Below are 9421 nucleotides of genomic sequence, written 5' to 3' on the forward strand. Positions count from 1 at the left end.
GGCACGGTGACCAGCGCCGGGACGCTTCGCGTACCCGGGATGCCCATGACCGCGACACAACGGTTCCGGCGCGACACATCCCACTGTCGCGGTCGGCGAGTTGACGCGACGCATGAACTTAGGTTTACCTAAACGCATGCGCCATTCCAGCGACGGACCGGCGAAACCCACGGTGTTCCCCGTCCCCGACACGATCCACGACCACACCCGCAACCACGTAAACAGCGGCAACCGCGTCGACACCGCGAACCACCATCTCACCGGCGACCGCGTCCGGGCCCGCCCTGCGCCGTCGAGTCGGCAACCCGCGACAACCACCGTCCATCCGCCCCCCGTCCACCCGTCGTCGGAATCGGTTCCGCCCGTCCAACCTATGATCATTATAGGGTCCGGCATCCCGGATCCGCCGTACCGACGCGGCACCGTCGTCGTGCCGACGCCCGCCGGACAGTCCCGGTGAGGACCTGCTACCAGCACATTCCACTGACTGGAGACCATTCGGCGCAGATGATGGGGAACCACCCATCACGGGCCGTACCGGCGCAGGCCCGTCCGCTGCTGGCAGGAACGCTCGAAGCCGTCGCGGCAGTGCTCGACGGGCAGTCAGGGCATGTCGGCCATCCCGGCCGCGCCGCCACCGGCTGGCTGCACTGCGCCGACCTGCTTGCCGACGGCAGGCTCGACCGGGAGCTGCGGGCGATGTCCGACGCGTACGGGTACAGCCGGGAGGTCTCGGCCACCCACTTCCTGAGCGCCTATGCCAGTGGCGTGGGAGGACTCGCCATCGCGGCGTACATGCTGCACAGCCGGGTACCGGACGTGTGCGCACACGACATGTCCCTGCACGCCGCGCCCGGCGGATGGTTCGACGCCACGGCTTTTCATTCCGAGCGTGTGACCATGCTCACGGACGATCCGGCACTCTTTGTGACGGTCGTGCCTGCGACGGACGATCGCCGGCACGACCCGGTGAGCGACCGGACGACCGATCCGACGACCGGCCGAATGATCGACGTGGTTGCCGATCGGGACGCCCTGCGGCGACGGCTGGTGACTGCTCTGGTGGGGCATCTCGAGCCACTTGTCATGACCCTGCAGGCGCAGGCACGCCTGGGCCTGTCCGCATTGTGGGGCATGGTGGCCGCGCAGTGCGGCCGGACGTTCCTGCTGACCGAACGGGTGACCCGGGATCCGGACATCGGACGGGCAGAGGCGGACGCCTTCTTCGCCCTCGCCAGTCCACCGATGCGGGCCCGCCCCGCGTGGTTCGAGTTCACTCATCGTGGCCGCCGGCAGACGGCGATGCGTCGGGGTTCGTGCTGCCTCGCCCACCGGATGACCTCTCAATACTGCACAACGTGCCCGTTCACGCCTGATTCGGAGCGTGAACTGCGCCTGCGCGCGTGGATAGACACGCAAGGCGACGGCGGACTGGCGATCGGATAACGGTGATCGGATAACAACATGGCAGCCGAGGGACCGGGGACTCCGACAGCGCGAAGAATATGATCGCGCCGCCTTTGGCCCCATGGCGGCCGAGAGACCTGGGCCAACCAGCATGTTCTCGTCTTTCCGTCGAGAGACGGCGGTAACTGTATGACCCCCCGCCCAGAACGAATCGTTTACTGATTTTACGATTACTCTGAGTAGTATTTCATTCCCTGCACAGCGACTGGGCGCCGGAGCGCGATAGTCATTACTTTTCGCGACCACACGGTAGGCGGCCGGAGCCGTGACACGGGCCGCCCCCAGCGGCCGCCCGCCGTTGACGAGGAGGTTGCCCGCTCACCCCTGGCGGGTGGACGCCTCCTCCGGTGACCGCGAGATTTCGTTCTGCTCTCGGCGGAACAGCGGGACGGAATCGGCCCTGGTCGTCCACCGTTGTTTCAGGCGTCTTCGCTGGTGGACTGGCTACCCCGGTCGGTCCGCCGTCCACGACGAAGAGGGCGGGGCCGGCGGGTAGGTTTCCGTTCGATGCGTGAGGACATGCCTCGGCGGAGCTAGCATGCGGATACCGGCTGCCGTGTGGTCGGTCGCACCGCTCGAAGGAGCGCACATGTTCGAGAGATTCACCGACCGGGCACGTCGGGTCGTCGTCCTGGCTCAGGAAGAAGCCAGGATGCTCAACCACAACTACATCGGGACCGAGCACATCCTGCTCGGGCTGATCCACGAGGGCGAGGGTGTCGCCGCCAAGGCGTTGGAGTCCTTGGGCATCTCCCTCGAGGGTGTTCGGTCACAAGTCGAGGAGATCATCGGGCAGGGGCAACAGGCCCCGAGCGGACACATCCCGTTCACTCCGCGCGCCAAGAAGGTGCTGGAGCTGTCCCTGCGGGAGGCCCTGCAGCTCGGCCACAACTACATCGGGACCGAGCACATCCTGCTCGGGCTGATCCGCGAGGGCGAGGGCGTGGCCGCCCAGGTCCTGGTCAAGCTCGGTGCCGACCTGAACCGGGTCCGCCAGCAGGTCATCCAGCTGCTGAGCGGTTACCAGGGCAAAGGCGACCCGGCGACCGCCGGCGCGCCGTCGGAGGGCACCCCGTCGACCTCGCTCGTGCTCGACCAGTTCGGCCGCAACCTCACCGCGGCGGCGCGCGAGTCCAAGCTCGACCCGGTGATCGGGCGCGAGAAGGAGATCGAGCGCGTCATGCAGGTGCTGTCGCGCCGGACCAAGAACAACCCGGTCCTGATCGGGGAACCCGGCGTCGGCAAGACCGCCGTGGTCGAGGGGCTGGCCCAGGCGATCGTCAAGGGCGAGGTGCCCGAGACGCTCAAGGACAAGCAGCTGTACACGCTCGACCTCGGTGCGCTGGTCGCCGGCTCCCGCTACCGCGGTGACTTCGAGGAGCGGTTGAAGAAGGTCCTCAAGGAGATCCGCACCCGCGGTGACATCATCCTGTTCATCGACGAGCTGCACACGCTCGTCGGCGCGGGTGCCGCCGAGGGCGCGATCGACGCCGCGTCCATCCTCAAGCCGATGCTGGCCCGTGGCGAGCTGCAGACGATCGGCGCGACCACCCTCGACGAGTACCGCAAGCACCTGGAGAAGGACGCCGCCCTGGAGCGGCGCTTCCAGCCCATCCAGGTCGCGGAGCCGTCGGTGGCGCACACCATTGAGATCCTCAAGGGCCTGCGGGACCGCTACGAGGCGCACCACCGTGTTTCGATCACCGACGCGGCCCTGGTCGCGGCGGCATCCCTTGCCGACCGTTACATCTCCGACCGGTTCCTGCCGGACAAGGCGATCGACCTCATTGACGAGGCCGGGTCCCGGATGCGCATCCGCCGGATGACCGCCCCGCCGGACCTGCGCGAGTTCGACGAGCGCATCGCGAACGTCCGCCGGGACAAGGAGTCCGCGATCGACGCGCAGGACTTCGAGAAGGCCGCCTCCCTGCGTGATCGGGAGAAGACCCTCCTGGCGGAGAAGGCCAAGCGGGAGAAGGAGTGGAAGGCCGGCGACATGGACGTCGTCGCCGAGGTGGGGGACGAGGAGATCGCCGAGGTCCTGGCGATCTGGACCGGTATCCCTGTGTTCAAGCTCACCGAGGAGGAGACCGCCCGCCTCCTGCGCATGGAGGACGAGCTGCACCGCCGCGTCATCGGCCAGAAGAAGGCGATCAAGGCTGTCTCCCAGGCGATCCGGCGTACCCGGGCGGGCCTGAAGGACCCCAAGCGTCCCGGTGGGTCGTTCATCTTCGCCGGTCCCTCCGGTGTCGGCAAGACCGAGCTGTCCAAGACGCTGGCGGAGTTCCTGTTCGGCGACGAGGACTCGCTGATCCAGCTCGACATGTCCGAGTACATGGAGAAGCACACGGTCTCGCGGCTGGTGGGCTCCCCGCCCGGCTACGTCGGCTACGAGGAGGGCGGCCAGCTCACCGAACGGGTGCGGCGCAAGCCGTTCTCGGTCGTCCTGTTCGACGAGGTCGAGAAGGCTCACCCGGACGTGTTCAACACCCTCCTGCAGGTCCTGGAGGACGGTCGGCTGACCGACTCGCAGGGTCGGCTGATCGACTTCAAGAACACCATTCTGATCATGACTTCGAACCTGGGCACGCGGGACATCTCCAAGGGGCCGGGTATCGGGTTCGCAACAGGCGCGGGCGCCATCGACTACGAGCGGATGAAGGCGAAGGTCCAGGACGAGCTCAAGCAGCACTTCCGGCCCGAGTTCCTCAACCGGATCGACGACACCATCGTCTTCCAGCAGCTGTCCGGGAAAGAGATCCGCGACGAGAAGGGCGAGATCGTCCAGGAGAACGAGATCCTCCAGATCGTCGACCTCATGCTGGCCCGGGTGGACGTCCAGTTGAAGAACAAGGATATGACGCTCGATCTCACACCGGCGGCGAAGACACTGCTGGCCGAGAAGGGCTACGACCCGGTACTGGGGGCCCGGCCGCTGCGCCGGACGATCCAGCGGGAGATCGAGGACGTCCTGTCCGAGAAGATCCTGTACGGGACGCTCAAGCCCGGCGAGATGGTGTTCGGCGACATCGAGGGCGAGGGCGAGGACGCGAAGTTCGTCTTCCGTGGCAAGCCGAAGCCCACCCAGATCCCCGACGCTCCCCCGATCGACCTCGCCAAGTCCAGCGAGTAGGAGAGCGACAGGTCGGCTACGAAGGGGCGGTTCCGCTGCGGCGGGGCCGCCCCTTCGCTGTGGCGGAACGCTTGCGAAGTCACCCCTTCGCCACCTGGGACCGTCCCGAACCGTCCAAAGCCGCACGGAGCTGTTCGAAGCGGTCCAAAGTGGTCCGGAGCCGTCCGGAGCAGTCCGGCCATGTGGTCGCTGTCAGTAGTGAGGAGATCCGTTGGTCCTGCGTGCGGGAACACCCGTCGAACACCTCCATCTGACGTTCGGGCCGGACCCGGCCGTGTCGATGGCCGTGTCGTGGACGACGCCGCGGATGGTGCGGCGCCCACGGGTACGGTTCGGGAACGCGCCCGGGGGTCTCGACCGCGAGGTGCACGCTGTCACCCGCGTCTACACCGACGCCGTCACCGGCGAAGATGTGATCAATCACCACGCCCTGCTCACCGGGCTCGAGCCGGACTCCCGGTACCTCTACGAGGTGATCCACGACCGGATCGCCCGCACCGACGGCGGAACCCTGCGGACCGCCCCGCGCGGCCGGGCACCGTTCACCTTCACCTGTTTCGGCGACCACGGAACATCGGCGTCCTACGATCCGTTCGGCACACCGGCGTCCAGGAACGCCGTGACCGGCGTCGAACACGTCGGTTCGCTGTTCACCCTGGTCGCCGGTGACCTGTCGTACGCGAACCAGCGGCGCAATCCACCGCGGGCGTGGTCCGACTGGTTCAACATGATCAGCAGATCCGCGCGGCACCATCCGTGGATGCCCGCCGCCGGCAACCACGAGATCGAACGCGGGAACGGCCCGCTGGGCCTGACCGCCTACCAGAGCCGCTTCCTGCTGCCCGGAAACGCCACGGACTCCGACGAACCGGGCACGAACGGCGCGCCGGCGGACCTGCTGGGCCTGTGGTACGCCTTCACGGTCGCGAACGCACGCTTCGTCGTCCTGCAGAACGACGACGTCTGCTACCAGGACGCGGGCACGGTGTACATCCGCGGTTACAGCGGCGGGCGGCAGCGGGCATGGCTGGAACGGACGCTGCGCCAGGCACGAGCCGACCCGGACATCGACTGGATCATCGTCTGCATGCATCAGACGGCCGTATCCAGTGCGGAACATCACAACGGTGCCGATCTCGGTATCCGAGAGCAGTGGCTACCGCTGTTCGACGCATCCGGGGTCGATCTCGTCCTGTGTGGACACGAACACCACTACGAGCGGACGCATCCGCTGCGCGGAGTGGTCGAAGGATCGGCGGTGCTCACCCCGCGTCCCGTCTCGACCGGAGGAGGTGTCGACACCGATGTCGTGGACACGTCATACGGGACGGTCCACATGATCCTGGGTACGGGAGGCTCGTCCTCACCGTCGGCCGGCAAGCTGCTCGACCCGCCTGCCGGTCGCGTGATCGTCGGTGTGGAACCGCGGGACTCCGACCCCACCCGGTTCCGCTCGGTCCACGCCCTTGAGTCGGCGCCGTGGCTGGCCCTGCGGGCGCCGGAGCACCCGTACGCGTTCGCGGGCTTCGAAGTCGATCCGGGCGAGGCGGGAGGGGTGACCCGCATCCGGGTGACCGTGTACGACCACTCGACCCCCACCCCCCTGCCCTTCGACACGTTCATGCTGGTCAGACCCTGTGCAGCCGGCACCGACCGGACCGGTGACACGAGCAGCGGAGGTAGCGTCGGGAGTTCTCCCCTGCCCGCTTGTGACCCTCCTGCGCCGGTGCGTACACCGGAACGGTAGGTCGAACAGGACATATATGAGATCGTGGCAGGGTGGGGGCGGTGGTGTGGCTGGTACGGCATGGCCAGAGCGAGTCGAACGCGGGCGCGCCCTGCGCGCTCCCCGGGGAATCCCCGCTGACCACCACCGGGTGGGCCCAGGCCCGTCTGGTCGCCACGGCCATGACCGAGCAGCCAACGATGATCGTTACGTCGAGATACCTGCGGGCCCGCCAGACGGCGATACCGGCCACCCAGCGCTTCCCGGCGGCACCCCTTACCGAGTGGCCGGTCGAGGAGTTCACCTACCTCGGTAGCCTCCACGGCCGGCTCATGACCAACGAGGAGCGCCGGCCGTGGGCCCGGGCCTACTGGACGGCGGCCGATCCCTATGACGTACAGAGTCCGCACAGCGAATCATTCGCGGATATGATCGCCCGAGCGGACGCTTTCGTCCGGCGCGTCCGGGAATTACCGGCCGGATTTTTCCTGGTCTGTACCCATGGTGTGTTCATGACCGCCGTCGTCTGGACGCTGAGTGAGTCCCGATCTCATGCCGTCATGGACATGCGCGCTTTCCTCGACTTCCAGAAGTCACTCCGGATCGCCAACGGATCAATCATCCGGCTGAATCCATGGTCAAGAATGACCGTCACCGCCCGGGACGCGGCCGTCGACCACCTTCCGGCCCACCTCGTCACCAGGTGACAGCATCCCAGGTGACGGCATCGCAGATCACGGCATTCGCGAAGCAGCATCCTCAGGCAGGATCCCCAGGTCACGGTCTCCCCAGGTGGTGATATCCCCGGGCGGCGGTGCAGCCCTTCGGGACCGTCCCGAATGCTCGGATGGCCGGTGCGCCCAGCGGCGCCACACCGGCAGTCGTCAAAAAACCACAACCGTCAACCTCAATAGCATCAACACCCGATCGACCGTTGAGTTTATTGCGCGACCGGAGGATGTCGGGGGTTCAACGCAATCCTGAGGTACTTGTTCCGTCACGGAGCCTGTCGTACGCTGCACGCGCGGCAGTCGTCCGATGGTTTTGTTCAAACGAAATATTTTGGCACACCCGTCGGCGGTCGTCGCGACCGTCAAACGATGCATCAGCTCCTGCAGGGATCAACGATTATTGCCCGACGTGTCATCCGGACAGATGAAGGAAGACACTTCCCTGCATCGACGCTTGAGGAGGCCGGGCGTTGAGAGAACCCAGCAGTGTGCTCGGGCGGTCACGTGCGAGTCGGGAACTGGCGTCCCGGCGGCCTCGACGCGGCACGGCCGCTACCGCCGTCGCCACGGGTTTCGTTCACAACGGGATCACACCGGCCACCGACACCGTGCAATGGACGCTCCAACGTCTGTGGGCTCCGGATGGGCTTGCCGCCGCACTGGAGGAGGTCACCAGCCGCGTGCAGCGGTCCGTGCTCCCCAGTCTCACCGGCACGGCGCTCGCCGCGATCGTCCACCAGTGGCTCGTCGCCGCCCCGGCCCGGTCCGTCGCGGTGCTGGGCGGCAGGCAGGTCCGCGACGCCCTCGTCGCCGGATTCGAGCAGCGCGTCGACTCGCTGCGGCGGATGGACGACGTTCTCGGCGGGGAGGACGTCCACGGGCTCGCTGTGTCGGAACTGCGGGTGATCGTCCGCCTGCTGCGTACCGGCGCATACAGCCAGGACCACCACGCCCGGCTGCACGCCGTCGCAGCGGAGCTCGCGCGGCTCGCGGGCTGGGCGGCGTTCGACAGCGGCCGGCACCAGGTGGCCCAGCAGTACTGGGTGGTGGCGTTGCGCGCCGCCCACGAGGCCGGTCAGCCGGCGATCGGCGCCAACATCCTGCGTTGCATGGCGGAGCAGGCCGTGCGCTTCGGCGACCCCGCCGACGCCGTCACCCTGCTGCAGGCGGCACGCGCGGGCGCCGCGGATGCCCTCACCGCCACCGAGAAGGCCATCATCGCAGGCTCGCTGGCCGTCGCCCACGCCCAGCTCGGCGACACCCACTCGGTGCACGCCGAGGTCACCGAGGCGTTGGCCCAGATCGAGCGGGCTGATCCGGCGATGGACCCGGAGTACGTCTACTGGTGCTCCCGTTCAGTGATCGAGTACTACGCCGGCAAGGCGCTGCTGTGTGCCGGTGACATCGCAGCGGCCGTCGGGTACCTCAGTCGTTCGGTTGATCAGCTCGATGCCGCCGCCTACCCTCGGGAACTGGTTCACCACAGCGTCTGGCTCGGCGTCGCCAAAGTCGACGCGGGTGATGTCGAACAGGCCGTGAGCCTCGGCTATCAGGCGGTCAAGCTCGCTACTCGGGTCTCGTCCGAGAACGCCAGGGTGGATGTACTGACGCTGTGCGGCGCAATCGAGATGGCCGGGCATCCGGACGCGGCCGCGCTCGCCGACCATGCCCGCGCTGCCCTGCGCGCCGGGACCGCGGCAGGCGTGAAACCATGACTATCGACCATGACTCCGGTGGTCGACCATGCCCGACCGCCGATCACGCCGCGTCCGCTGCCAACTACCATGAGCGGGACGTTTTCAGCCCCGTGACGCCGCCTCCGTAGTTGCCGGACGCTGTTGCCGGCGGGATCATACCGGACGAGCAGACGCCGTCGTTGTGACACATCGTCGACACTGTTCATCAGGGCCGATCGGACAGCATCGGTCACGCCTGTCGATATTGCGACACATCCATCAGCTGATCTGCATGGATGTCATTGGGTGGGTACAGCGGACGTCCGCGCCGACGTCCGCTAGCGTGATCGGAACACCCGCACGTGGGGGACGGAGGCCATGGACAATCCGGTGCTACCCATCACGCTGATAGTGGTGCTCCTGATCGGCGCGATTCTCTTCATCGTAGCCTCCAGCCGCAACCAACATCATTTTGGTCCGGGTTCCGGCCCGAAGCCGGGGCCGCGACGCTCCCCCGAGGCGACAGTGCCCGTGACACGTCCAGGACAACGTCGGCGCCGACGCCAGCGCCAGGGAATCCTCGCGACGCTACGACGCCTGACCGCTACCTCCCGGGAGCGGACCCGCAAGACCGGTGCTGATGATCCGGCCGGCTCGGCCGGCTCCGGCCGCCCCGCTCCCCGCGCCA

6 protein-coding genes are annotated in these 9421 nt (G+C 67.4%); all 6 read left to right on the forward strand.

All coding sequences use genetic code 11. From position 1 onward, the window contains the following. The first annotated feature begins 136 nt into the window (after positions 1 to 136). Positions 137 to 460, forward strand: a complete 324-nt coding sequence (locus CV1CTNOD_RS23480) for a hypothetical protein (RefSeq protein WP_131788110.1) — start codon at positions 137 to 139, stop codon at positions 458 to 460. A 47-nt stretch (positions 461 to 507) separates the two neighbouring features. After that, entirely contained in the window at positions 508 to 1446 is a 939-nt protein-coding gene (locus CV1CTNOD_RS23485) for a Fe-S oxidoreductase (protein ID WP_131788111.1), read from the forward strand. A gap of 610 nt (positions 1447 to 2056) precedes the next feature. Then, a complete protein-coding gene (locus tag CV1CTNOD_RS23490; RefSeq protein WP_131788112.1) occupies positions 2057 to 4600 on the forward strand; it encodes an ATP-dependent Clp protease ATP-binding subunit in 2544 nt (847 codons plus the stop codon). 211 nt (positions 4601 to 4811) lie between these two features. Continuing rightward, complete coding sequence (locus CV1CTNOD_RS23495) at positions 4812 to 6347, forward strand: purple acid phosphatase family protein (protein ID WP_131788113.1); 1536 nt, start codon at positions 4812 to 4814, stop codon at positions 6345 to 6347. Between the two features lie 41 nt (positions 6348 to 6388). After that, positions 6389 to 7033 carry a histidine phosphatase family protein gene (locus tag CV1CTNOD_RS23500; protein WP_165485693.1) on the forward strand — a complete coding sequence of 215 codons (645 nt, stop codon included), beginning with the start codon at positions 6389 to 6391 and terminating at the stop codon, positions 7031 to 7033. A gap of 494 nt (positions 7034 to 7527) precedes the next feature. Then, positions 7528 to 8772, forward strand: coding sequence for an XRE family transcriptional regulator (locus CV1CTNOD_RS23505; protein ID WP_131788115.1), 1245 nt, complete (start codon positions 7528 to 7530; stop codon positions 8770 to 8772). The last annotated feature ends 649 nt before the right edge of the window (positions 8773 to 9421 follow it).

This window comes from Protofrankia symbiont of Coriaria ruscifolia (assembly GCF_900634745.1).
GTDB lineage: Bacteria > Actinomycetota > Actinomycetes > Frankiales > Frankiaceae > Protofrankia > Protofrankia californiensis.